Raw genomic sequence first — 24,320 nt, 5'->3', positions numbered from 1 at the left:
TGTCGCGTTACTCGAGCGTGCGATTCTTCAGATGCGCCCTGCTGCAGGCGACGTCGAAACGCTGGCGAATGAGCTCGCGCGTCTCCTCGTCGTCAGCCTGTCGGTAGGCGATCTCATAGGCGTCGAGCAGCTGTGTCACCTTGGTCTCGTTGCCAAAGCCGTCGGCGTATTCGCGCTGGTTCGATATCTCGGAGTCGAGCGCGAAGGCCTCGTAGAGGAGAAACGCGCTGGCGCTTGCGCTCTGATGGTTCTGCGCGAGGCTGGCGTATCCGCGCCTGGCAACGTCGCCGATCTTCCTCGCGGCAACCGTAGAGCCAAATAGCTGCAGGTAGGTCATGCAGCACTGGGAGGCGGGCATGAGGGTCATGCTCTTGTCGATGGGCGTGCGCTGGGGCGAGAAGATCGCGTCCTCGAGCTCCTCGGCCGCCTCGGCCATGTGGTTGGCGGCAGCGAGGACCTCCGCCTTCTGGTTGCGCACGCGTTCGTCGAAGGCGTGGCATGCCTCGTAGGAGTTGAGGATGTCGACGGCCTTCGAGACGAGCGCCTCGCACTCGTCGTCGGGGAGGGAGTCGAGCGCGTACTTGAAGAAGGACGCAACCCAAACGACGAGGTACCAGTCCCAGCGATCCATGCGAATCTCGAGCGCCTGGTTGACGAACGCCATACCCTCCTCGACGTGGCCGAGTCTGGCGCAGGCCTGGACGGCGTCCGCCAGATGGGTGACGGACCTCGGGAAACGGTCAAGGCCGAGCTTCGCGAGGTTAAGGGCGTACTCGAAGTCATGGCTCGTGAGGAAGACGTTCGTGAGGTTGTGGAGGCTGACGCTGTCAATCGAGATGTCGTCGAAGTTGAGGACGAGATCGGCGATGGAGCGCCTCAGCCCGCCGGAGCTTGCCCCCTCGACGAGGGCGAGCGCCTCCGTGGTCGACACGATGGGGAGCCCTCCGTACCAGCTGCCGTCTTCTTCCTCGGGCTCGCAGTCCTGATCGGCGGCGTTCTGGCCGTCAGCGTCGGTCTCGTCGTAGGACATCTTGTCTTCTTCGAGCATGTGGTTCCCTTCTTCGCGGGTGGGAGGAGCGTAGCCGTGAACTTGCGGTGCGGGTTGCGTCTGTGGCGCGGGTCGTGCGGGCGCGTGATCGTGCGGGCGTGAGGCCTGCGGAGCAAAGCGCCCGCTTGCTAGAGGTTGGTCTGGGCGATCTTCGGGAGACCCTCGAACGATGCCGTGCCGAGAAGCGCGAGGGCGAGCAGAAGCACGAGCGCGAGCGGAGCGTCGTCTGTCGATGCGCGCGAGATGGCAAAAATAGCTCGTTTGAGCTCGCCATTCGTTGATGACTTAAGACCTGCGATCATAGCCCACGTCGCGTCGGGATCAATCCCCGGAAGCGTCGCGAGCTGCTCGCGCCATCGGCCGAGGGCGAGGCCATTCGATGCCGTGAGTGCGTTGCGTGCCGCCTGGCGCTCGATGGGCGAGAGGGCTCCGGAGAGCACGCGCTCGCGGCCATCCTCATCGGCGGGCAGCGCCTTGATCAGCGCTGCCGGGAAGAGGGCGTCGAGCGCCTCCGTCTCGCTCCAGGCGCGGACGCCGAGAGGGGAGGAGGGACCGCCCGCAAGCAGGGCAAGCAACGTGCGAAGCGAGGGCGCATCTGACGGCGTGGCATCGGCACCTGCCGGCGCGTTGGCGTCTGCGTTTTTGATAGGGCTCGCTGTGGGGGCGCCCTTCGCCTGCGGCTCCAGCTCCTCGGAGGGCTTGCGCTCTGCGCGCGCGAAGAGGAGCCTGCCCAGGGCGAGCGTCGTCAGGCCTGCAGTCTTCTCGTCAGCGTTCTTGCAGCGGCGGATGGCTTCGTCGATGTCGTCGCGTGCGATGCCGCGCTCCGCCAGCGTGGCGGCGATCTTGTCGAGGCGGCTCGCGCGGTTGCGTTGATCGGCAAAGCTGCCCAGCACCGTCTGAAAAGCGGTCGCGTAGGCGTTCTCGTTGAACCAGGCGTCTTGCTCGGCGAGGACGTCGTCATAGCTCAGACGGGGCGTTTTCGTGCGCGGCAGGTACTGGGTCTTCGTGCGCTTCACGTATTTGAAGGGGTCCTCGTTGACGACGAGGCACATATAGTCACGCTCGGTGTTGCGGTCGAGATTGACGGAATCATCCTTGCTGCGGACGGGATCTCCGTAGGCGTCGAGCAGGGGTCGGCCCTTGTTCTCGAAGAGGTGGCGCAGCATCGCGTCGTTGTTGTATGGAGTGCCCGCGGCAGCGATGGCGAGGAGCTTGAGAAGGATGTCTGCCGAATAGGCCGTGCCTGCCATGCGCCCTCCTGACGTCTGCCGCCGCGATAGCGAGGGCGTGGTTTTGAGCCAGCGGCCGGCACTTAGCCGCCGCGATTTCCCGCACGAGAGCCATCGCGCTGTGCCTTGGGCGGCTTTGGCCGCGAGTGGTCTCTAGAGTCAAATGTAACACGCGTGTCAAGGGTGACGGAGTGCCGCCCAGAGAGCTGAGTAGCGCTATCTACCTGGGATTGCGTGAGGTGGTGAACGCGGTGCCCGCACCATCGCAATCGGTGGCCGGCGATGCCTCCCTGCCGCTTTGGGCGGATCCGGGTGCCGCTTCCATCAAACCCTAAACAATCCCCGCCGCTGCCCCGAGCGACCCCTCGAGGCGGCGATGCCCCCGCGGTTGAATGTGTGACAACGAGCGGGGACAAGCCCGCTCGCCCAAGGTTTTGCCGGATTTGGCGAAACGTAAGGATGCGACGAAAGGAACTGCCATGATGTGCTGGGGATGGGCCTCTTACGATGTCGACGCGAGCGACGAGAACGGCAACTCCTACGAGGGCCACGAGAACGACTCCGACTACACGAGCTATACCGAGGTCTACGACAACGGTCGCATGAGCCACTACGACGCCGAGGACGGCAACTGGGACAACGGTCACTCCCACTACGGCTATGGCTCCATGGATGACTACATGAGCGGCGACGCTCGCGACTGGAGCCGCGAGGCGGGAGACCCCGACAACTCCAACCATGACTGGACGAGCCCGTTCTAGGGTCGAGGGCTCCGGGGCATTGTCTGCGTGCCAGCCCCGTGGTCCCGGCGAGGCTTCTCGACGAAGCTCTCAGATTGTCGTTGTCGGGTGCCGGCTCCGCCCGCCTGGCTTCGATGGCAGAAGGCCGTCTGCCCTCACGCGGGGCGAGGCGGCCTCCTGCTATGCTCCGAGTGCCTTGTCGGCCGGATAGGGGCTGCGGTCTCCCAGGCCTTTGCCCTTACAAGTGCAGCCAAACACGACGTCGCCGGGGCGTTCGACCGCCTGACGGCCGCAGGCGTTGCAGCGGACGACCATGAGGTCGTCGCCCTCGCGGGTGCCGTGGATGAGGCCAACGAGCTTGTAGCCGTGCTCGCTCGCGAGCTTGTCGGCGGCCGCCCAATCGAGGCTATGTCTGGGGGAGGCGAAGCCGGAGTCGAGAAGGAAGTCGAGCTCGTAGCCCTCGTCGAGATGCTTCTGGATGATCTTTGCCTGGAGGTCATGGCAGTCGTCGTACCAGCCCGGCCAGTAGCAGGCGCGGCAGACGGGTTCTCCGACCTCGCCCTTCTCGATGATGTAGCTGAGACGGTAGTGAGCCACGACGCCGCAGCGCTTGCAGCGCGTGAGGAGCCAGTCGCCCTTGCGGTAGCTGCAGCGCGGGTTGTGAGGCTGGGCGAGCTCGAGGTCTCTGCTTGCGAGAAGTTCGTCGAGCTCTTCGTCTGTGAGTTTCATCGGTTTCCTCCAAATGACGATGTGACGCTAACGATGTGGCGCTTGCGACGTGGTGCCTGGCACAGGGCCTGCGGCCTAGGCACCGCATTTCTTACAGCGTGGCGCTGGGTAGCTTGGCACCGCAGTAACAGCAGAACTTGGTGCCTGGGGAGAACGCGTTGCCGCAGTTGGGACAGAACCGCGGCGTCATCTTGACCGCGGCCGGCCGAACCGCGCTATCCGCGCGGACGCCGACGCTCGCCGCGGATAACGTATCTACCGAGGGCTTCGGGCGCGATGCGGGCCTCGTGCTCGCCTGGCGCGTCGTGCCCGTCACGCGCCTGGGCCTTGCGGCGGGCACATGCGCGACGCCTTCCGCGCGGGTGCTGGCACGAGCCACGCCCTCGTCATCGATGTCGAGTCCCGACTCGCGAGCCTCTGCCATCTCGCGCTCGACCTGGGCTGCGAGCTCGGGGTTCTCCGCCTTGATGCGCTCGATCTCCTCCTCGATGATCTTGCCCATACCCTTGTCGTCCACGGCGATGTCCTGCTCCGCGGCAGCGGCTGCCGCGGAGGACTTGTCCGCGAAGGCGTCGAAGATCTTCTGCTTGTCACGGATGATCTGGAGGATGCGCTCGTCGACCGTGTTCTCGCACAGCAGACGGAAGGCAAGGACGCTGCGCGTCTGGCCCATGCGATACGCACGCGAGACCGCCTGGTTCTCGATCGAGGGTTTGTACTGCGGCTCGCAGAAGACGACGACGCTCGCGCACTGGATGTTCATGCCGGTTCCGCCCGACTGGATCTGCGCCACCAGCACCGATCCGGGCTCCGCGGCGTCAAACTCCTCGACGATCTCCTGCCTTCTCGCGGGAGGGATGGAGCCGTTGATCATGCCGACGCACTTGTCGCCCAGTAGGTTTGCGATGCCGTAGGCGGTGTTGAGGAAGAATGTGAAGACGAGGACCTTCCTGCTGTCGTCCGCGGCGCTGTCGATGATCTCGAGCAGTCTCTTCGCCTTGGAGGAGTCCTCCTCGAGGTTGGCGACGTTCCACGAGACCTGGCGCGACGCCATGATTGACCTCCTGAGGACGGCGCGCTCGTATGCTTCCTTCTCGACCTCGCCGAGAGTGCACCACTCCTCGCTCTCGATGAGCTCCGGGAGCTCCGTGAGCACGTCCTCCCTCTTGCGGCGGTAGTAGACGGGGGCGACCTCGTCCCTGAAACGCTGGGCGCCCGACATGAAGGCGAGGGGTCTGGCGCGCCTCGCGATGTCCGGGCGAAGATAGCCGATTAAGGTCAGCATCTCGTCGACCTTGTTCTCGAGCGCGGTGCCCGTCATGAGGAGGACCCTGTTGGCGTTCCTGAGGAGCCTCAGGGTGTTCTTCGAGCGCGCTGCCTCGGGGTTCTTAATGTAGTGCGCCTCGTCGACCACGGCGAGGCCATAGGTGGAGCCTTCGGCGAGTTTCAGCTTTCCGGTGGTCTCGTAGGTGGTGACGGCGACGCCGCCGGTCCTGGTCCAGTCTTCGAAGGCCGTGCGGCAGTTGCGTCCGTGCACCTTCGTCACGCGGAGCTTGCTGTGCTTCTTGACCTCCCTGCACCAGTTCTCGAGCACGCTCGCGGGGCAAACCACAAGGAACTTCGCCTCTCCAACGTTCTTGAGCGATACCATCGCCGCGATGGCCTGGACGGTCTTTCCCAGGCCCATCTCGTCGCCGAGTAGGGTCTTGCCCTGGTGGAGGATGTACTTCACGCCCCACTCCTGGTAGCGGCGCAGGGTGCAGAGGAGACCGTCCGGGAAGAAGGCCTCGTCTTGGATCTCGCGGGCGAGTTCCTCGGGGAGGCCGAAGAGCGTGTCGTCGTTGCCAAGGGCCTCCGGTACGACGTCTTCCAGGACGTTGATGATCGCGACGGGGTTTGCGGTGAACTCCGCCCAGGCCTGGTCGGCGGGCACGGTGTTTTGCTCGAGCTTGTACATACGCTTGAGCGTGGCGTTGGCCTTCAGGGCGGTTTCGCTCACGAGGAAGGCGTTGAGGCTGTTATACGCGCCCGTTGCCTTCTCGCGCTCCTCCGAGGTGGAGAAGAGCCAGGCCATCGGCTTCCTCGCGACGCTGAGCTCGGCGAGTGGCGCGCTGGTCTTCTCGGTGGCCATGCTTAGGAGGGTGCCACACTCACGGGAGAGCTCCCCCCACTCTTTAAGCGCGGAGGCGGCGCAGAGGATGCGGGTCGCCTCGGGCGTCTTGTTGTCTGCCGAGAGACGGAGTTTGAGGCCCTTCTCAACCTCGCCCGCAAACTCCGTCGCCGCCTTCTTGATGTCACAAGCGCCGGAGTAGGAGATGCCATGTACGCTCTCTAGCTCGGTCTTTGTTGCAGTGTAGACGTCCGCGATGGTCTCGAAGCCCGCGTCCCTGAGCGACTTGACTCGAATGCCACGCCCGGTGCGGGCGAGCTCCTCGATGGGGACGGTCTTGAGGGTGCTGAGCACGTCTCCCGCGAAGCTCTTGCTGACGGCCCTGCGAATCTGGCTCTCCAGGGAGGCCGGGCTGGCATCAGACTTCTCCGAGAGCCGCGCTCCGTAGTCTGAGACCTCGCCCGAAAGCTTCTTCGCATCTGAGGAGAGGAACTGCCAGTCGTCAGTCCCGACCACTGACGGGGAGACCGTGCCGACCTCGCGAAGCGCGTCTTCCCGGTTCGAGGAGAACCACGCCCACGCGGCGTCTTGCGAGATGTTGGGAAGCGAGTTGAGCGTGTCGAGGGCGGTTGATGCGGCGGGGTCGAGACGCTGGTCTATCAGGGCTTTTAGCTCGAGGTAGGACCTCTCTGCCTCGTCCTTCTTGTCGCGGGAAGCGAACAGCCTCTTGAACGTGCCGCTGCCCGCCTCGACCTTCTCGACGAGGGCCTGAACATGCGGTCCGTAGGCATCTGCAGCGTGCTTGCAGATCACTGCGGGCTCATGAGAATTTGCGGAGACAAAGGCGGCATGGAGCACCGCGTTTGCAGCGGCGTCATGGCGGCCGTCGAGGTTGATGCGCGTTCCCTCGAACGCTCGCTGCTGACACTCCGCGAGGGTGTGCGTCTCAAGCCCGTCAGTAATTTGTACGAGGGAAGGGTTTTCGATGCCGTTCAGCTGGTCGAGGGTAATGGCCCCCAAGGGGTTGATGTCGAGTACTTCGAAGGTGTTCTCTCCCGCTTGTCGAATCACGACATCCGAAAAACGGGCATCGACCTTCCTGCTGCGTGTCTCCCGCACGACTTGGGCAAGTTCCGCGTGACGCGTTTCTGACAGCTGAGCGGCAGCGTTGAACTCCTCCAGCAGGGCGTTGGAGCGCTCGATCAAGTCTCTTGCTTCGCTGTTGGTGAATCCTCTAGCCATCAAAAGCCCTATCTCAAGACATTAATTGCGGACCATTCATTCTCCTACACGCCCGCCGAGGTGGCGGGTCTATTCGTTGAACGGCCGCGCGCCGCCGAGAGCCGAGGCGCGGGCATGGATGGCCGAGCCGCTGCCCGCCGAGCCCGCCCATGACGTCCGCGCCTTCGCTACTGTGCCCGCCGAGCCAGCCCATAGCGCCCGCGCCTGTCACTGCTCGCCTTCGCCATCTCCCATGAGCTGCATGGCGAGCTGCTTCACGTCCTCGTCGCCGGTGAGCTCGTAGAGGTCTATGGCTGCCCGCGTTGCCGTCTGCGCGTCATCGTGCTTAAGGGCGATGCCGATGATCGATGACAACGCGGCGAGCGTGCCCTCGTCAGGGAGATAGGCCTCTTCGGATCTCTCGAGGATTGTCGCCGCCTCGTCTACGGTCATGTCCGTGAAGTCCGCGCCGCACTCCCTCTTGAGGTACATGAGTTCGCTGCCAACGAGGTTGCTGTTCTCGAATACCGTGCTGAAGACCAGGTACGCGGCGGCAAGCTCGTAGTTGCCCGTCTCGACGAGGTAGAAGGCCTTTTCCCTGTGGAACTTGGCCATGCCGGCAGCGTCGCGAACGTACGGATGGGCCGCGTCGAGGGCCTCGTCCAGGGCTTTCATGTCCCCGAGCTTCTTGTAGTTCTCGCCAACCTCGAAGCGAAGATTTGCGTCCGAGGGATTCCACCTGATGGCCTTTTCCTCGGCGGCGATGGCGGCCTCATGCTGGCCGGTCTCATAGAGGCAGGCGCTGTAGAGAGCGTAGACGTGGCTGAAGGGCTCCGGACAGACGCGTACGATCCGCGACTCGTCAGTGTGCACCCTCCAGACGATCTCCTCGATGGGCGAGGTGAAGTCGAAATAGACGCTCTCCTTGTCGTCGCGGTAGCACCCTGCGGTAATCATTTCGTCAAAGCTCTGAACGAGGGGCTCGATAAGACGGAGGGCCTTCTCTGGCTCGCCGGTCTTCAGGCAGAAGACGACCTCCTTGAGGACTGATTCTGTTCCGTCCGCATGGTTGTCGACGAGCTTCTGGAACTCATCCTTCTTGTCATCAGGCAGGGCATCGAAGACCATCCTGCCGATCGCGCGAAGGATTTCCCTGCTCTGAGGGTGCTCTCGGTACTCTTCTGCCTTGCTCGTGAGGTAGGGGATGTCATGCTCGGCGTCGCGCTCGAGCCCCATTGCGATTTCCGCCATTACTTGATCGAAGGTGCGCTCATTCATGGTGTCGCCTTTCAGGCCTATCTTGTGCTAGTAGCTGTGGGTGATCTCTGCCGGCATGGTGACGTTGCCGATGAAGAGGGGAGTGCCGTTGCGGGATACGAGGGCAACGTAGAAGGGCCTGTCGAGGATGATCCTGCGCGGTTCGGGGAGGTCAAACGGGGCCGCTCCCGCGAGCGCGATCATCATCGTGTAGGCGCCCGCCTCAATTCCCTGCTCGTCGAGGGAGAGCTTCGCGCCATGGACGATTTGGGTGGAGGCAGCCGCCTCGCCAACCATGGGACGAGCTCCATCGCATGTGCGGTGCTAACGCCCGCGGCCGTCAGGAGCGAATCCAGGCTTGAAACGGTTGTCTCGCATTCGAATCGCGGAATGCTGAGGTCGATGTCCTCCTGGTTGCCTTCCCCTCGAGAGAGCTGCTCAAGGAAGGGAAGCGCGTCTTCAAACCTGCTGGAGTCGCCGTTTGGGAGGGCGAAGAGCATGGAGGCGCCCTGGCTGAGCCTGAGCTCGAACGCGGTGAAACCGTTCTTCTCGATCACCTTGCTGGAGCAGATTCCGTTCATGTATGCAACCTGGGTGTCGCCGTCCGGCGCGTGGAATGCGCCCGTCTCGGTCTCGTCTTCATAGAACGGATCTTCCCAGGCGTCCTTTAAGTAGAGCGCGCTTACGAGGCAGGCGAGCGCTTGCGGCGAGAGGTCGACGCTGGGGGATAAGAGGCCGCGTGTCTGCTCCGAGATCCAGCCGCTTATCTCGCGCCCTGCCTGCGGATTACCCAGGTCTGCGATCGAGACGTGGACGTCGCAATCAGCGCATCTACGGAGGAAGGCATCCGAGGGGTTCGCTGCGTTAGAGGTCCACGCGGCGACTGCCATGCTTGCGGCATAGTCCTTGTATCCCCAACTGCCAAGGGGTTTGAGCTCGAACGGATCATCCTTCTCCAGGAAGTTGCCGGTGCCGAGACAGCTGTCAGCGCCGAGCAGCGCGTCAAGCTCGCGCCTCGTGGTGCCGGAGGCACCTTCCCACGCGACCGCGAGAAGGCTCGCGACGCAGGCGGGAGACCAGACAGCGTTGGCGTTCTGGCTAATGAGTTCCTGCCCCAGGGCCCGCGCGACCCTCCATGACTGCTGGCTTGCCATGCTTGACGTGTTGGTCATGCTCAGCTCCCATCTCTTGTCGATGGAACCATTGTCACAGACCTTCTGGACACTAATTACAGTACGTCTGAGCTGGTGTTTAGTGGGGTTGCTTTGGAGAAGTGAGGGTACGACTCGTGCCTTCTGTTTCTATCGTTCTGCTCCCGTCTTCTCTGCGTAGAGCTTGAACAGGTGGGCAACGATTTGTGGTCGCCATCGCCTTCGGGCTCGGAAGTAAGGGGATGTTTCGCTGTCTCATAGATGCCTGCGCGTGAGGGCGATGCCGACTAATGAACCGCAGGAAAGTGTCATAACCTCTCGCGGGCAAGAAGGAGGACGTTTGGGGAAATACCGGCGGCACCCATCCTGTCTGCCATGGCCTCAGCCGGGCTTTCCCACGGTCACCCCTCGCGCGCCAGGAACACTTTGCTACACGAGACGAGGAACTACTCGCGCAACAATAAGCCTATACCAAGGGTGCAACCCTCTCACCTCTTCTTGCGGAGAACGAACAAGTACTTGCTGTCATCTTCCATTCCCGTGCGTGAAACTAGGATTACACCCGTCAAAATACGGATTATTTAATTTCTGTCCCGTCCTATCATTAAAGGACAATTCAAACCACAGACTCGCTTCGAAGGCCACCGCCAATGACTGACCTGGAAAATGGGATCTTAAAGATGCTCAAGGCCGAGGGCACAGCCTGCCCGCCGGCCCTGTTGGCCTTCAGGATGCCGACGTACAGCTTCAACAAAATCGTTGCCTCCATCAGACGCCTTGAGTCGCAAGGCGTGCTTCGTGTCGGATCTACCGGTGTCGAACTCGTGGTCGACTCAAATGCTGCGGATGAATGTCGTAGTGCAGGCGAGGTAAAGCCGGATACCGTCAAGAACGATATTGAAACTCGGGATGCAAAAGCCGCCTCCAACGAAGATGAGATTATCGCTGAGTCCGAACTCCAAGAGGATAAAGACATTTTCGAGGCTTCGGAGGCAATGGAGCCTGCTAAGTCCAATGAGGCTCTTGATCTAAACGACAGGATTGTCGACCTGCTTAAAAAATCGGGGAGTCCGACCCCGCCGAGTTTCATTGCTTTCCAGCTTCCAGGGGTTCAGTTCCAGGAGGTTGCCCAAGCCGTCAGTGAGCTCAAAGCTCAAGGTGTCGTCGAGGTCATATCCGAAGGCGTACAACTGGCCAAAGCAACAGGACGAAACGGTGTAAACGGCAGTACCGGAATCGAGGGAGCTATCACCGCGGAGCCACCATCGGTCAAAATTCAGCCTCATGTTAACCGCTCTGCCACCATCAGCTCGGAGCCGAAGCCCAAACAAATGCAAGTGCCGTCGCCCATACTGGGGACGACGGAAGAAGAACACCATCAGTGTTCCTTCGTTAACATGTCAAATAGCGAAATCGATTCTATCTTCGAGACGCTACAGTCAAATATGACTGCGCATTCAACTACATACAGTGATACAACGGAGGTCCTGCTAGGCAACCGTTACGTCGAGCAGGAGCCGAGCACAAGCGAACCAGCTGAAGAAGAATCCGACGGGCCGCAGAGCTTCCGCCCGCTGCGTTACAGCGATAGCATCAATCTTCTCGGTCTTTCCACTAGAACGGTCAACGTACTCGGCAACAACGAATTCTTGACCATTCTGGACCTCGCCCTCTGTGAATCGCCGGGCACCGTCAAGGGTCTCGGCCGGCTTGGCATTGAGGAAATCCGTTCGAGCCTCAAGAAGCATGCCGTGATCCTTAGCGAGGCGGAGCATGATCGCTTGGCATCTTGGTACCAAGAGAGCATCCCTACAGATGGCCTCATCTTTGATCAGTTTGGAACTCTTCGCTCGATTGCAAGAGGCGCTAATCAACTAGAGAGTGACCGCCAAGGCGGCGAATGCTCGTCTGACGCACGAGAGCAGTCGACCAAATCACTTGGCCTGTCGGATTCCACCCTCGCATCATTGAGAAGGGCCGGAGTCCTGACCGCCGGTAAGCTTTGCACGTACTCAGAGAACGACCTCGTGCACTTGTTTAAGCTGTCGCGCCGGCAAACGGCAGAGGTTGTCGAGGTTCTATTACGCTATGGAGCGCACCTGGCCCCAAAGCACAGATGCGGTGACGAAGAACCTGATGTCTTCATCAATACCCCCAGACAAATTGCAACGCTCGGCTCAAGCGCCTGGACGGCGGCAAAGTCGCTCGAAGAACAACAGGTGCCGCTTTACGAACCCATGTCATCGCTCTGGCTTAACTGCGAGTTCGATGGTATTGAAGCCAGTTCCGAGAGTATCGAGAAACACCTTGATACTCTGCTAAATGTCCTCTCGTCAAGTATCCAGGTTGCTTGCGAGTCAGTGATTTCATGCTGGGTAGCGGAGTGTCGCACCAAGATGGAGGACGGACATGCCGAATCCCAGACGCGCATCATCCCCTCTACCGGCTGGTGGCAAAACGCTGCAACTACGGCTGGGCGCGAAACGTCTGAGCTCCAGTACCTTCCCGGCGAGAACAGGCTGCTGTTCAGTCCGTCGACCCTACACGACTGGATTGAGTCCCTGCCCGACGACAATGCGGCCAACGCCTTGAAGAAGCGTCTCGACGGCCTCACTCTCGAGGAGGCAGGAAGCGAGCTTGGTGTCACTCGTGAGGGAGTGCGTCAGCTGCAAGAGAGACTCCTGAATAAGGCTCCTGTCCTCCGCGAGGACATATATGCTCCGCTTTTTGAGAAATACAAGGTTGACCAGGCTCTCTTCTGTAAAATCGCAAACTGTGGGCCCGAGGTTTACCGCTACTTGGAGCTCAGGCACCATGGCAGGCGCCGCCAAACTTCACATATCGCCGCGGCCCAGCAAGACACTTCGGTCCCGGAAAGCGCGCGTGAGGCTATCAGTGCCTATCTCGTCACAAAGAGCCACAAGGGAATGGTACAGATAGACGGCGTCTACGTCAGAGCTGATCGCAGGTCAGCCGTTCTCTACGCGATGAAGCGCCTAACCTCCTTAGGGTCCGAGGTCCTGGACACCGAAACCCTCTACTCTGAACTAGAGGGCTTCGTCAAAGAATACGACTTCCCGAAGAGCATGTTGCCGGCAAGCAGCCGCAACCTGTTCGCGTGGATACAACGCACCGGCTTCATCATGGCGCCGATGCAAAAGCACCTGCGCCTGCACGACTTTAGTGACTACGAATACGACGACCTCCGCGACTGCCTTGAGGTCATGGCTGAGCTGAACATTGAATGCTCCGCGCAGCTCATCTTCGAGACGTGGCCTGACGTCATGTTCGATCTTGATATCCGCGACTGCAACGAGCTCCATTACACCATCAAGACCCAGCTCGGCGACAAGTGCCAAGGCGTCTACTCCCTGGGTCGAAACCCAATGGTGACGCTCGGCGAGGCAGACAGATCGGAGCAAATCAAAGAACTTATCGAAGAGATGGCACCTGTCTCGCGCAACGACTTGGCCGAGGAGTATAACCGACGCTACAAGGTCTCGCAGGCGAGCTTCCTTGCTTCGTTCCTTGGCGACTTCCAACAGTACCGCTCGGGCAACATCTATTCGATCAAGTCCATGGGTTTCACCAACGACGAACGAGACTACGTGCTCAGTATCCTCGATTGCTGTGACTATTTTTCGCTCAGCCTTGCACGCCAACAGTTCAGGGGCACCTTCCCTGCTTCGAAGGCGGCCATATGCGACGAGTCGCTCCAGCCTCTGGGCTACTCAATTACGCAGAGCCTGGTGGTAAAGGACGGCGTCAACATCCGACAGGCGTTTGTCAAGATGATTGAGGGTCTTGACAAGTTCAAGGAGGGCGACGATGGATTCTCTCCGGACGTGTTCGCCCACTCCCAGCTCGCCTCCGAGCTGAACATGAGGCTCCGGAGCCTTTCTCTCGTCGAATGTGGACCGCGGCAATACGTTAAAACCGAGTATCTCACGAAGATGTACGACGTCACGAAGGCCGACATCGAGCAGTTCATCCATGTAGTGTCTAGCTCTATCCCTGCGGGCGAACCCTTCACCGTCCAGCGGTTGCGCGGGATGGGCCTCTCTCACAAGGTGGACAACGCCCTCGTCACCGGCGAGTTCGACGACGGTCTTCTTCAAGGAATGCTCTCCGCTGGACCGACGATCACGGGCTTCCGTACGAGCTCCATCGGTAACGTGACCCTATTCTGCTCGGGCGTGAACTCCATCGACGCTCCGCGCTACATCGAGAGCGTGATCCAGCGGGAGGGTGCACTCGAGCTGGAAGACCTGCTCGACATTCTGGATCGAGAGGACGGCATCGCGACCACGGCGCCAATCCTGAGGCAGCTCATCCAAAGGTCAACCCTCTTTTGCGTCCCCTCACTCGACGAGATGGTCTTCTCGTCCGAGAATGATTACAACGACTACATAAATGACCTGCTTAACGGATAACCAGCAAATTGGAGGACAATATGCCCAGACTCTTGGACCAAACCGAGAACACCGTCAAGATGACTATGCTTTCCAAGAAACTCAACGTGGACGGCAAGACCAGCGCCTACCCCATCTACCAGATTCGCCTCGATCAACTGCGCTACAACACCCAGAACGATCGCGTGGCCACCTGGGTTAGCGAGTATCAGGAGGAGCACGGTGAGGGTTCGCTCGACGCTCTGAGCACCGAGGAACTCAACGAGATTATCGAGGGTTACATCGTCTCCAGCGATCCGGAAAAGCTCAACGCCACCAAGAAGAGCATTCGAGAGGACGAGCAGCAGGAGCCCGGCGTCGTCCTGAGCAACGGCATCGTAATCGACGGTAACCGCCGCTTCACATGTCTACGCCAGCTCGCTAAAGAGAACGACAAGTTCAACTGGTTTGAGGCGGCCATTCTCCCCGACGACATCGGCCAGGACAAGTGTGCCATCAAGTGCCTTGAGCTTGCGCAACAGTTCGGACGCGAGGAGAGAGTCGGCTACGACCCGGTGGATCGTCTCGTCGGTGTCTATCGCAGCCTCATCGACCCCGAGACCCGCATCGAAGGCCTCAGTCCCGAGCGCTACGCCCGCAGCGCAGGCATGGACATTAGCCGTCTTAATAGCATGATGGCGCGCGCCAATCTCATGGTTGAATATCTTGACTTTATCCGCTCGCCCAAGCATTTCTCGCTCGCTCGCTCCCTCAAGGTTGACGGCCCACTCGGTGACCTTGAGAAGGCTCTCAAGCGTTGCGACAACGCTGATGCCAGGGAGATCTTGAAGCGCGCTGCCTTCGCCAACATGCTTGTCGAGCCAAAAAAGGACATGACCCGCTTCGTGAGAGACCTCGGCCGTGCCGTTAACTCGGCAGGTAGCGAGGAGCTCCTCGATAGGGAGCTCGATCTCGCTGAGGAGGTCGTCGAGAAGATTAATGCTTGCCCCGAGGTTACCGTCGAAACCATCCGCGACGACATCAGGTCCGATCTTGACCTGAAGGAACGCATGAGTGATGTCGTAGACGCTGGAAAGCGCCGCGCGCAGCAGAGCAGCCTCACGCAGCTTCCCGCCAAGGCGCTTAAGGATGCAAAAAAGGATGCCGCCCAAGCGACCAACCCAACGCTGCTCGCGAGCCTCGATGATGCACAGAGGGAAGAAGTTCTTTGCCTCGTCCAGGAGCTGCGCCAGTTGCTCGACGACGTCGAGTCCGCGCTAGACTAACCCGTTCAGAGGACAGGTAGAATAGATGGCCATCAGCACCGCCAACTTATCTTTCCGGGTCGACCACGGCGAGCGTCTTGTCGTCACCATCATGGGTATGGACATGGATGACTTCCTTGTCAGCGCGGTCTGGAAGGCCCGTCTCTACGGCGCTAACCGCGAGGGATTTCGCCCTCAGGTCGAGGGACAAGATCTCGTGTACAGCTCCGAACTCGCCGCTTCCCAGTGCCGGCACATCGTCGAGTGCTTCCAGAAACTCGAGAGGCGTGGCATCCAAACCATCTGTCTCCCGGGCTACTTATCCTTCATCGCCGAAGCCGACACTCACGTGGCCGAGCGTGCCAGTGCCGGCATGGCCATAAAGACCGAGGACCCATCAGTTTTGGACGAGTTCCGGGCCTTCCGCTCCGTTATCGACGGTGCAATGGAGCGACGTCTGAGGGACAAGCAGGCATGGGATGCCTTCTACATGGCAAGCATGCAGAAATCGGCCAACTTCTCGGTCCCGGGATCCGGCAAGACGGCCGCCGTTCTCGGTGCCTTTGCCTTCCTCAGGGACCGCGGACTCGCTCACCGCGTCCTTGTCATATCGCCCAAAAACGCTTTCAAATCATGGGAGGACGAGTGGACGGCAAGCTTTGGCGGGCTCCTTTCCTGCCGTCCGCTCTCGTTTCACGAGGGCGCCTTCAGGCAGATGACATCCGTCCAAAAGCGTCATGAGCTCGAACTCAACGCGGGCCGCTACAACCTCATCATGGTCAACTACGAGGCCTGCAGTAACTTTGAGAAGCAACTTGCGGACATTGCCGACTCGGACACCCTGCTTGTCTTCGACGAGGTCCACAAGGTCAAGAGAATTGGCGGCATTCGTGCCTCTAGCGCCCTGGCCATCGCGCGCGATGCCAAGTTCGTGGCTGCGCTCACCGGTACCCCGATTCCCAACTCGTACAGCGACATCTACAACCTGCTGCACATTCTCTACCCCCACGACTACGACGACTTCTTCGGCTTCAGCAAGGCGACCCTCGCCTCTCCCAACCCCATGGATGTCGAGAGAATCAATCGGGTCGTGCAACCATTCTTCTGCCGAACCAATAAGAACATGCTCGACGTACCTCGGGCAAACGGCGACTCCATCATCCGGGTCGAGGCCACGTCTGAGGAAAACGAGCTCCTCGAGCTGCTGCTCGCTGCGCTTAGGAGTAACAGTCTCGCCCTCATCGTACGCATTATGCAGGTTGAATCGGATCCGCGTGCCCTCTACGGCATACCGGCGCTCGATGAGATCGGGGGTCTCTATGACGGCGATCTTCCCCCCGGACTTAATCTCGGCGAAGCGCTCGCGGAAACGAGTTCCGCCGGAGCTCTCATATCAAACGCCATCCCCACATCCAAGATGAGCGCCTGCGTGGAACTCGTCGATGACCTCGTCGCCGAGGGCAAGTCGGTCATCGTCTGGTGCGTCTTCATCCGCTCCATCGAGGGCGTCGCTGAGCAACTCGGGCAGCGTGGCCTCAGCGTCGGCGTCATCACAGGCGCCACGGACTTCGAGGAGCGTGCCGCCATCCTCGATGATTTCCGGGCAAAGAATATAGGCGTCCTCATCACCAATCCGCACACTCTGGCGGAATCCGTATCGTTGCACTCCGTGTGTCACGATGCCGTGTACTTCGAGTACAGCTACAACCTTATCCATCTCCTGCAGTCCAAGGACAGGATTCATCGTCTGGGTCTGCCCGAGGGCCAGTACACGCAGTATCACTTCCTGCAGACGGGGTTTATCGTGGACGGCCGTCCTTGGTCGCTTGACGAGAATATCTACAACCGTCTGATGGAAAAGGAGCAAACCATGCTCGAGGCTATCGACCGCGGCGTCCTGGAACCCGGGTCTGTCGACGAGGATGATTTGGAAATCGTCTTTAGGGGTCTGTTCTCGCCAACGTATGATGGAAAGGTCGCCTCTCCAGACAACGCAGTCGACTGCCAGCGCAACGCGTAGATAAAGGACCGGCTTGGATGAGATGCACCGCGAATATCTTAATGACAATTTGCCTCACAAACGAACGAGGCTACCTGTGTCCCCGTAACGTTCTAAATGTGTTCATGACTCAATCTGTAGCATCCCGGACAAAAAGCAGGGACTCTCATGGGTCCCTACAGGGAGTTTTATTGACGCGGGGGCGGGATTAAAACCTGCGACCTTCTGGTAACTCCAGACATGCCTTGGCTATCGGCTGCCTCCAGCGAGTTGTGCCTCTAGGTGTCCCACTTTTAGTCGTTGCCGGGCGAAAATATATGGGCCGACAACAACCGGAATGCAGGCTAGGAAGACGGCTTTCCGTTCAGCATACTTTATTCATAGAGCTTCGTTATCAAGTTGCATTCTCGTCTCTCCTCCCGTCCGAGTACGGGTTCATTGCCCTTTTGCGCCGTTATGGCCCTACTTTTGGACATTAATATGCGGCGTACAGTGTTTGCGCTGCGAACTGCATTTCTAGCGGGGTTTTCCTGTACTGTAGGCGGTCCACGCCGTAGTTATCAGACAAATCGAGGGGCGATCTACGAGACTCTTCGATGGGATTTAGCTGGTTCGGATGCCTTCAAGACGGGATCTCACCTTCGGGAAACCCGAGGCAATAAAAATAGGGTCTCACATGGCGTAGATAGAAAAAGGGTCGGAAGTAATGCTTCCGACTTGAGTGGATGGACGGCGCTTCGGTGGATGGCCGTTCGCGGAGACTTCCTATTTTTGTCCGGTCGGGATGGGATAATCGTTTCGTCTATCGAAGGGAGTCCCTAATGCTTTCAGTCACTCAGCGTGTCAACGGCGTATCTCATGCCGGCATTTCGCCGGTCAAGCAGCCTCGAGGCGGTTATATCAACCCGAAGCGTCTTGCTGTCGTTGAACTCGAAGGGCCGAAGCCCGCTCTCGAACAGAAGAAGGAGAGCGTTTCGGCGAATCTTGTCGGCAGTGCTGTCGATTACCTTACGCGCTTCATGGAGGGCGCTTCGGTCAAAGAGGCGTTTAAGATCAGCTTTCTCGGTGCCTCCATCGTTGGCGAATCAGCGAACGCGATTCACCTTGCTGAGGGCATTGCAGGGCTTGATGACGCTTCCATCGCGAATGCCTGTAAGCTTGTTGGGTATGATTCGGTACGCCGCGCCGGAGCCATGGCGTTCCGTCCCGTGGAAGACATCGAGGCTGATGGGCCGACGTGCGAGAACATTCGCACAATGGTCAACTTGAGCCTGGAGTTCTTTCGGGAGTACGGCCCTGTCACACGCGACGGCATTACGTTCGAGGGCGGCTATACCGATCTCGTGAATACCGGCGATGGTGATTTTATGTCCGCCGATACTGTATGGGACTTCAAGGTCAGTGTGAAACCGCCGACCAACAAGCATACGTTGCAAATCGTAATGTATTGGCTGCTTGGCATGCACTCGGTTTACGCAGAGGACTACAAGGCCGTAAGGCGACTCGGCTTCTTTAACCCACGCCTTGGCATGGTCTATACCATCGATGTGGCCGACCTTGACCGCGAGATGCTTCGCGAAATCGAAGTCAAGGTTATCGGTTATGACTCGGAGAAAGCCATCTTCTAGAATTAATAGCCTGTGATGCTTGTTTGAAGCTGAGCTGAGGGCTGAATATCTTACGTGCATATGCGGCTTCCATCTGTTGGGGGCCGCATGTCTATTCCCGTCCGAAGAACGATATGAGCACGTTTCTGCCTGTGATTTCGGCGATGCTTGTGCTACAGGCTAATATCAAAAAAAGGTCGGAAGCGATGCTTCCGACCCTGAACGTTTGGTCGCGGGGGGCAGGATTTGAACCTACGACCTTCGGGTTATGAGCCCGACGAGCTGCCAGACTGCTCCTACCGACGCAGACGGTAGCGCCGCTTGGGGCTATTGGCCGTCCCAATCCCCTCGACAATTCCCTCTTCCATAAGCGCAGACAAATATCTGCGCACGGTTTTCACCGACATCCCCGACGCTTTCGCAAGTTCCGACGTGCTTACGCTCTCGCGATCAGTGATGTAACCCAGAATGGCAGTCTTCACGTTTTCCTTTGTGTATGAGCGGTCTTCCTGATCCGTCATACGCCGATGCCTCATGATCAAAACAAACTCATCGAGAGTGCTTTTGGCAATCGGTGCAGGCATCAAGGCTTGTTCGAGCTCCCTATTAATTGTCGGATAACCTGAGCCTCGATTCTCGACAACACGACCGACCCTGCCATCAATATCGGAATACGGCACATCTTCGAGAATTCGAGCTAGAAACTGGTTCCTCGAAGCCGTTGCGCCTCGTTGCCCCAAGCGCTCGACCGTCAACGAGCCAAACAAGCCACCGGGGTTGGACAACTCCATGCGATCGGGATAAAGGTCGACCATTACGGGGGTGCCCAACGCGTCGGGAGAATAATCCCTATGCATCAATGCGTTGGCAACAGCCTCACGGACTGCAGCCAACGGGTAGTCCGGCACGTTTTCCCTCAATGCGCCTCTTACGATTGCGCCATGCTTCATGTTTCGCGATGCAGCCCGCACCGCATCAACCACCATGATGGGTATTGGCCCGTCGATATCGACCGAATCAGAGAAGCGTTCCCCGACTCTCCCCACCTCGCCCTTCTTCGATGTCGGATACGCTGTGAATACAACATTGGCTCGAGGGAAAAACTGCTGCGGACAAAAACCCAACGCCATAATGCCGGCGACGGTCGGTCTCAAGACCCCTTCAGTATCAGGAGATACCACGCGTCGATTCGCCATAAGCTCCTCGTCGCTTAAGGCGGCGGACCTGCCCAGCGTTGTTGCTCTCACACGCGAGAGCCATCCCGCAAGCAAATCTTGGTCAAAGTCATCCATCGTTGCACCCTCAACGACAATGGCATCGTTGCGCGCGCTCCGGTATTGATTCTCAATGTATCGATCGATTTCGTAAGATGACATCTTGTGATCGCCATCGCCCGTTCTTATGTATGAGCCAAGGCGTTGACCGAGCTTTTTGACATAGCACGGCTTCTCTCGCGGCGAAGCCTCGGGGACATTGACCACAACGACAGGCTTTGACTCAAACTCCAAAACCATGATGTCTACCATCTGAGGAGGCTCAATGAGCTCCCTCGCCGCCTGAGCGCTATGTGCCTGAATCACCTTCACATCGATGTCCACCGAATGGAAGCCGTCCCTTTCACTGATACCGAAAACGATCGTTCCGCCAGCTCCATTAGCAAAAGCGGAAATTGAATCCGGCATCGTCTTGGGAAAACCGCCTGCCGCCGTTTTGAGTTCGTATTCGGCAAGATCCGTCCCCGCGGCCCTCATATGCTCAACCGCAGCGGCCAACTCGATATCATTCGTAATGAACATAGCTGCCCTTCGATTGAATCATTAGTCAATCCCCACTATACCTCAGTCATTCCTTAGTTCCTCAGTAAAGTTCCCTAGTACCAAAGTAAAGTTCCTTAGTACCAAAGTAAAGTTCCCTAGTTCCCCAGTAGAGTTCCCCAGTTTGCACTCTGCTGGTTTGTGTCAGATTGGGTATGCAGTGCCGCCCTGTCCAAACGTCTCGTCCTGTAACACCTGGTCGACCAAATCGGGTCTACCTGTTACAGATCGAGATTTTGTTTGGGAAGTTGAGGGCCGAGTCGACAACACAGTCCCGGAATAACAAAAAGCTCGCAGGCTAGGCCGACGAGCTACAAGTTCTTGGTCGCGGAGGACAGGATTTGAACCTGCGACCTTCGGTTATTTGAGACAGCTCTATGGTTCGATGCGTATGATTGTCGACATTATTCAGTGAAAAGAGAGGCTCCCATAGTCTCGATCAAGACAGGCCCAGATCGATTTGCTTGCGCGGTTAATCCATCTTTCCTAGCGTGGGCATTCGCATCCAAGTGCTGTCATCATTCACCTTGATTCCCCAATGCCTCTCGTAGGTATCAACAAACTTGAGCACGACAGCCTTGAATACCTCGGTGTTTACGCGCGTATCTCCGGACCCGCAGTCGAATGTGCAAAGGGGAGGGTCGCAGCCGCGGTTGTCCCACGAGAGCTCAATCAGTCCATCTTTGAGCTCGAAATAGATGTTGGAGAGGACGGCTCCGCCGCTTTCATGGCTCCAGGTGTGTTCCCATGTCCATGGGTCAAGCAAGTCGTAGTAGGAGTAGGCGTCGAATTCCTGCATGTCATCGGTATCGAATTCGCGGGCATTGCTGTCTTTTTGCGCCGCGAACCCCCTTCGATTTGGAGCGGGTATGGATCTTCCCGCATAGTGAGGGCAAAAGTTTTAATCCAGGCTATGAGGTCTTCGAGATGAGGTCAGCGGGTTGTGTAATGCTTGCCGTTCTCCGTGAGGCCCAGCAGGTTTATGTTCTTCGCGAATGGCGCGAGGACGGCGAACCCGTCGTTGCCAAGGAGCTTATAGCAATGCCGAGCTCAGACGGATTGCCCATAATGCGATCGATGCCATTGCGGACCATCTCGACGTTTTGCTCGTTTGCAGGCTTAATCGTCGATATCTGCTATTCCTTCCTCTTTCCTTTTTCCTTGCGTTGCTTCTGCTACTCGGCATCGGTAATCTTATTGTCGTCACGCATCTTTCGCAGAATTCTTGCGGGGATATCGGGAAACCCGTCTATCTGATACACAAAAAGGGCCGGAAGCGATGCTTCCGACCCTGAACGTTTGGTCGCGGGGGCAGGATTTGAACCTACGACCTTCGGGTTATGAGCCCGACGAGCTACCAGACTGCTCCACCCCGCAATATGTGATGCGCCTTAAGCGCAAGAAAGAACTATACGCAGCTTCCCTAGGCCCGTCAAGAATGTGGAGAAAGCTCCACAATTGGGTCCTGACGGGGGGCGGACGAGGGGGCTCGAACGCGGTCCTAGTGAGGACTCGGACGCCGCCCTGGACGCTGCCCCGAGCCCTCTGCGTCCTACCCCAGCAGCGGGCTGAGCTCGCCCTGGGACAGCAGCGTCACCTTGTGCATCGCGCGCGAGATCGCGGTGTAGAGACGCCGGCGCGCGAGGGGCGTGTCGGGGTAGGTCTCGACGCTCGCGTCCGGGATGATCACGTGGTCGAACTCGAGGCCCTTCGCCAAGCGCAGCGACATGATGACCACGCCCGTCGCCGGGAGCTCGCGGTCGCGGCTGATGACCTCGGCCGCATCCCCCAGCTGCTTGGAGAGCCAGCTCACGGCACCGTTGTCGGCGGCGACGATGGCGGTGAGGCCCTCGTCCTCGCTCGCGCCGGCAACGACCTCCCTGAGGGCGGCGAGGAACTCGTCGCGCCCGGGTAGGGCCTCGATGCGCGGAGCCACGCCGGCGCGGTGGACGCTCGCGAGCTTGACGGGGGAGTCATGCTCGACAAGGCCGCTGAACAGCGACGTGATCTCGGGGCTCGAGCGGTAGCTCGTGAGGAGGCGGCACTCGTCGACGCTGCCGTGGCTCTGCGCGAACAGCTCGCGGATCTCGTCGAAGCTCGCGGTGCCCTCGCGGATTGCCTGGTGCTCGTCGCCCAGCATGAGGAAGTGTGCGCGGCTGAAGAAGCGCGCGAGCACCATGAGCTGGGCGAGCGAGTAGTCCTGGACCTCGTCGATCATGACGTAGCGCGCGTTGGTGTCGCCGCGGCCGGTCACGAGCAGGCGCAGGTACAGCCACTCGCTCGAGCTCACGCTCTGGGTCCCCAGCAGGCGCATGGCGATGCGGTCGAGGCGCAGCCACGAGAGGCGCTCGATCTCGTCCTCCACGCCGGCGTAGCGCTGCTCGAGCCAGCGGCGCGTGAGCTCGAAGGTCTCATCCTCGGTGTCGGGGCTCACGGTCTCGCCGAAGAAGCGCACCTGGTCGTCGACGTCGAGACCGAGCATCTCCTCCTGGTACTCCATGTTGCGGGCCATGCTGGCAATGCGGCGGCTCACGCCCTTGAGCAGCTCGTCCTTGACGAGGGCACAGAGGCGCGGGCCCACGCCGAACTTCGCGAACTTGGCGACGGCCGCCTCGACCTGGTTCGCCTTGAGCATGACCGTATCTCCACAGCGCACCTCGCGCAGGTCCGCCACGGTGAGCTCGAGGCCGGGTAGGCCCTTCTCGAGACGCCTGAGGTTCTCCGGGTCCGTGTCGACGCCCAGGCCTCGGCCACCCGTGCCCTGTGCCTCGCAGAAGTCGCGCCAGGTGTAGACCTGCGGGTTCGCCTCGCCCATGGAGGGCAGGACGTTGTCGATGTAGTGCTCGAACACGGCATTGGGCCCGAAGAGGTGGACCTGGCTCGGGCTCAGCGTCTCGCGCTCGCGGTAGAGGAGAAACGCGATGCGCTGGAGCATGACGGAGGTCTTGCCCGATCCCGCGATGCCGTTGACGAGCAACACGGGGACGTCCTCGTGGCGCACGACCTTGTTCTGCTCGCGCTGGATGGTCGCCGTGATGTCGCGGAGCTTCTCGGAGTGGTGGCTGCGAAGCGCGCCGAGCAGAAGCGAGTCCTCGATGGCGACCGTGGTGTCGAAGTACATGTTGAGGTGGTCGCGCGTGATGTCGAACTGGCGGCGCAGCTCGAGCTCGACGGTCTTGGTGCGCCCGTTGACGGTATAGGAGGTCTGGCCGTTGTCCTGGTTGTAGTAGGTCTCGGCGACGGGGTTTCGCCAGTCGACGATGAGGGGACGGCTGCGGTTGTCGGTCATGCCGGCGGCGCCGATGTAGACGTCGCGCGCGGGGCGGTCCGGCGCCATCTTGAGGCGAACCTTCGCGAAGTAGGGCTGGCGCAGCAGGAGCAGGAGCCTGCGGAGCTTGTCGACGGAGAAGTCGTGGTACTGGTTGTAGGCGTCGATGACGGCGTTGAGCGTCTCGATGGCGGCGAGCGTCTCCATCGTCTCGTCCGCGCCTCCGAAGTCCGGGCGGATCTCGTCGGAGAGCTCGCGCAGGTCTGCCGCGGCGCCCTCGTGGCCGTGCTCGAGCTCCTCCGCGAGCTCGTCGCGCATGGCGAGGAGCTTTGCGTAGATCTCGGTCAGGTGCGCCTGCTCCTCGGCGAGGATCGGGTCGTCCGACGCGGCGGTCTCGATGTCTGTGGGTTCGACGCTCATGCTGCTCCCTGTGGTCGCGGAGTGGCGACGCCGCCGATGCGCCGGCGCCGTCGCGTGCGGAATTTCGAATG

15 protein-coding genes and 2 tRNA genes are annotated in these 24,320 nt (G+C 59.8%); 5 read left to right on the top strand and 12 right to left on the bottom strand.

The window, feature by feature from the left end; genetic code table 11:
- Window positions 1–7: 7 nt before the first annotated feature.
- Together Q0H23_RS02885 and Q0H23_RS02880 are read right to left on the bottom strand one after the other, a co-directional pair.
- Window positions 8–1,048: a hypothetical protein gene (locus Q0H23_RS02885; RefSeq protein ID WP_293835495.1), complete on the bottom strand. Its 1,041-nt coding sequence runs from the start codon at window positions 1,046–1,048 to the stop codon at window positions 8–10.
- A 128-nt stretch (window positions 1,049–1,176) separates the two neighbouring features.
- Entirely contained in the window at window positions 1,177–2,298 is a 1,122-nt protein-coding gene (locus Q0H23_RS02880; protein ID WP_293835493.1) for a hypothetical protein, read from the bottom strand.
- Window positions 2,299–2,756: 458 nt separating this feature from the next.
- On the opposite strand from Q0H23_RS02880, the gene Q0H23_RS02875 reads away from it, so the two are divergent.
- Entirely contained in the window at window positions 2,757–3,038 is a 282-nt protein-coding gene (locus Q0H23_RS02875) for a hypothetical protein (protein WP_293835491.1), read from the top strand.
- A 159-nt stretch (window positions 3,039–3,197) separates the two neighbouring features.
- On the opposite strand, the gene Q0H23_RS02870 is transcribed toward Q0H23_RS02875, so the two are convergent.
- The 5 genes from Q0H23_RS02870 to Q0H23_RS02850 all read right to left on the bottom strand — a co-directional run bounded on the left by Q0H23_RS02870 (window position 3,198) and on the right by Q0H23_RS02850 (window position 9,506).
- The gene (locus tag Q0H23_RS02870) at window positions 3,198–3,746 is read right to left on the bottom strand and encodes a hypothetical protein (protein ID WP_293835489.1); all 549 of its coding nucleotides are present in this window, start codon (window positions 3,744–3,746) and stop codon (window positions 3,198–3,200) included.
- A 91-nt stretch (window positions 3,747–3,837) separates the two neighbouring features.
- The gene (locus Q0H23_RS02865) at window positions 3,838–7,098 is read right to left on the bottom strand and encodes an SNF2-related protein (protein WP_293835487.1); all 3,261 of its coding nucleotides are present in this window, start codon (window positions 7,096–7,098) and stop codon (window positions 3,838–3,840) included.
- A 207-nt stretch (window positions 7,099–7,305) separates the two neighbouring features.
- Complete coding sequence (locus Q0H23_RS02860) at window positions 7,306–8,355, bottom strand: hypothetical protein (protein WP_293835485.1); 1,050 nt, start codon at window positions 8,353–8,355, stop codon at window positions 7,306–7,308.
- Between the two features lie 27 nt (window positions 8,356–8,382).
- A complete protein-coding gene (locus tag Q0H23_RS02855) occupies window positions 8,383–8,631 on the bottom strand; it encodes a serpin family protein (RefSeq protein ID WP_293835483.1) in 249 nt (82 codons plus the stop codon).
- The gene (locus Q0H23_RS02850) at window positions 8,538–9,506 is read right to left on the bottom strand and encodes a serpin family protein (RefSeq protein WP_293835480.1); all 969 of its coding nucleotides are present in this window, start codon (window positions 9,504–9,506) and stop codon (window positions 8,538–8,540) included. The genes Q0H23_RS02855 and Q0H23_RS02850 overlap by 94 nt, the downstream gene beginning before the upstream one ends.
- A 629-nt stretch (window positions 9,507–10,135) precedes the next feature.
- Between Q0H23_RS02850 and Q0H23_RS02845 the strand changes: the two genes are divergently transcribed.
- From Q0H23_RS02845 to Q0H23_RS02830, 4 genes are all read left to right on the top strand, one after another.
- The gene (locus tag Q0H23_RS02845; protein WP_293835477.1) at window positions 10,136–13,918 is read left to right on the top strand and encodes a hypothetical protein; all 3,783 of its coding nucleotides are present in this window, start codon (window positions 10,136–10,138) and stop codon (window positions 13,916–13,918) included.
- Window positions 13,919–13,938: 20 nt separating this feature from the next.
- Window positions 13,939–15,162, top strand: a complete 1,224-nt coding sequence (locus Q0H23_RS02840) for a hypothetical protein (protein WP_293835474.1) — start codon at window positions 13,939–13,941, stop codon at window positions 15,160–15,162.
- A gap of 25 nt (window positions 15,163–15,187) precedes the next feature.
- Window positions 15,188–17,161 carry a DEAD/DEAH box helicase gene (locus Q0H23_RS02835; protein ID WP_293835472.1) on the top strand — a complete coding sequence of 658 codons (1,974 nt, stop codon included), beginning with the start codon at window positions 15,188–15,190 and terminating at the stop codon, window positions 17,159–17,161.
- 800 nt (window positions 17,162–17,961) lie between these two features.
- A complete protein-coding gene (locus Q0H23_RS02830) occupies window positions 17,962–18,768 on the top strand; it encodes a hypothetical protein (RefSeq protein ID WP_293835469.1) in 807 nt (268 codons plus the stop codon).
- A 210-nt stretch (window positions 18,769–18,978) separates the two neighbouring features.
- Here the strand turns inward: Q0H23_RS02830 and Q0H23_RS02825 are convergent.
- The 5 genes from Q0H23_RS02825 to Q0H23_RS02805 all read right to left on the bottom strand — a co-directional run bounded on the left by Q0H23_RS02825 (window position 18,979) and on the right by Q0H23_RS02805 (window position 24,249).
- Window positions 18,979–19,053: transfer RNA gene (locus Q0H23_RS02825), tRNA-Met, on the bottom strand.
- Complete coding sequence (locus tag Q0H23_RS02820; RefSeq protein ID WP_293835466.1) at window positions 19,044–20,543, bottom strand: ATP-binding protein; 1,500 nt, start codon at window positions 20,541–20,543, stop codon at window positions 19,044–19,046. The genes Q0H23_RS02825 and Q0H23_RS02820 overlap by 10 nt, the downstream gene beginning before the upstream one ends.
- A gap of 490 nt (window positions 20,544–21,033) precedes the next feature.
- Window positions 21,034–21,360 (bottom strand): hypothetical protein, encoded by a 327-nt coding sequence (locus Q0H23_RS02815; RefSeq protein WP_293835463.1) that lies wholly within the window; start codon window positions 21,358–21,360, stop codon window positions 21,034–21,036.
- Window positions 21,361–21,861: 501 nt separating this feature from the next.
- A tRNA-Met gene (locus tag Q0H23_RS02810) sits at window positions 21,862–21,938 on the bottom strand.
- 175 nt (window positions 21,939–22,113) lie between these two features.
- A complete protein-coding gene (locus Q0H23_RS02805; protein ID WP_293835461.1) occupies window positions 22,114–24,249 on the bottom strand; it encodes an ATP-binding domain-containing protein in 2,136 nt (711 codons plus the stop codon).
- Window positions 24,250–24,320: the final 71 nt, after the last annotated feature.

This window comes from uncultured Parolsenella sp. (assembly GCF_934660935.1).
Classification (GTDB): domain Bacteria; phylum Actinomycetota; class Coriobacteriia; order Coriobacteriales; family Atopobiaceae; genus Parolsenella.
Note: the sequence above shows the minus strand (reverse complement) of the source record. Positions and strands in the feature narration are given on the sequence as shown.